Raw genomic sequence first — 1186 nt, 5'->3', positions numbered from 1 at the left:
AGAATAATTCCTATTTCTCCACTTCGTAGGTGGAAGAAATTAAGAATATAGAAGAGGGGATAAGAAGGTATATAGAATGTATAAAAGGCATATGCACTACTAGCTGATAGCTGATGGCTCATAGCTGATAATGCGGTTTTACACAAGCATTTCCAAAAACCTTGATACAGTGATAATTTCAATACCATGTTTACCCATGGTTTGGACCAAATTCAGATCCCTTTTGATGTCGTCATCTCTGGTAACAAGATATTTCACTTGTCCAGATAGAGCCGTTTCTAAAATCATGTTATCTTTGGCATCCCGGCAGATATTGATGTTGCCGCTTGGCTCAATCTTCTTTGCTTTTCGAAATATCAATTCCAGATACTTTTGAATTTCTTCATTTGAATATTTATATTTGTTTTGGATCCTTGGCCGTTGAAGAACATCTGAAATTTCTTGCAAAAGAGGGATTGATATAACGATTTCAATTTTATCTTCAAGCCAGGCAGTTACGATTTTTGCAGGATAGCCAGCTGGATTTAGAAAGGCTGAAACCCAGACGTTTGTGTCAATAAGTACTTTAATGGGCATTATTTCTGTTGCACTTCTCTGTAAGCCTGGGTTATATCTGCCTCGATTTCTTCCGAAGTAAATTTTTTGGTTCGTTCATGGACGATATCCAGTAATTTCTTGAACTCAGAAGCCCAGCGGGATTTAGAGGTTATAATAATTTCCACTCTTTCGTGTTCTTTTAAGTCTATAGGTTTTAAGGGTTTTAAAACCCCGTTTTCATAAATAGCCTCAATGAACTCTGGCAAGGTAACCACCTCCGTGCACGATTTTTTAGAAGAATAACATGCTTTTTAATGGTTGTCAAAACAGAGGATGGTTTGAGTCTTAACAGAGAAACGATGAGGTTGACTAAAGGACATAATTTGGCAGTAAAAGAACCCTTTCTTAAAAGACCTTTTGATTTTATCTTAACTTTGGTAGGTAAAGGATGTTGCAAAAAATCAGATTTATAACTTGGAAGGTTTAAAGCCAGTTAGTATAAAAGAGATTGCAGAGACAATAAGAAAGTTAGTTGGGGATGTTAAAATTGAGTATGAAGAAGCAAGGCCTGGGGATTACGAAGGAAAGATTGTTTCCTCTGATAAGGCCAAAAGAGAATTGGGCTGGCAACCAAGGGTTGACATAGAGG

General features: G+C 36.8%; 2 protein-coding genes. Both read right to left on the bottom strand.

The features are described 5' to 3' along the window. Positions 1-138 precede the first annotated feature (138 nt). Positions 139-576 carry a putative toxin-antitoxin system toxin component, PIN family gene (locus J7J01_04965; protein MCD6210230.1) on the bottom strand — a complete coding sequence of 146 codons (438 nt, stop codon included), beginning with the start codon at positions 574-576 and terminating at the stop codon, positions 139-141. After that, on the bottom strand, positions 576-803 hold the full coding sequence (locus J7J01_04960; GenBank protein ID MCD6210229.1) for an antitoxin family protein: 228 nt from the start codon (positions 801-803) through the stop codon (positions 576-578). Before J7J01_04960 ends, J7J01_04965 begins: the two co-directional genes overlap by 1 nt. Between the last annotated feature and the right edge of the window lie 383 nt (positions 804-1186).

The sequence above is a fragment of the Methanophagales archaeon genome (genome assembly GCA_021159465.1).
GTDB lineage: Archaea > Halobacteriota > Syntropharchaeia > Alkanophagales > Methanospirareceae > G60ANME1.
The sequence above is the reverse complement of the archived record's forward strand: the minus strand, read 5'-3'. Positions and strand labels throughout refer to the sequence as shown.

Bases quoted from the DNA above. Each gene is read 5' to 3' on its own strand.
- J7J01_04965 (MCD6210230.1), bottom strand. From the start codon at position 576: ATGCCCATTAAAGTACTTATTGACACAAACGTCTGGGTTTCAGCCTTT.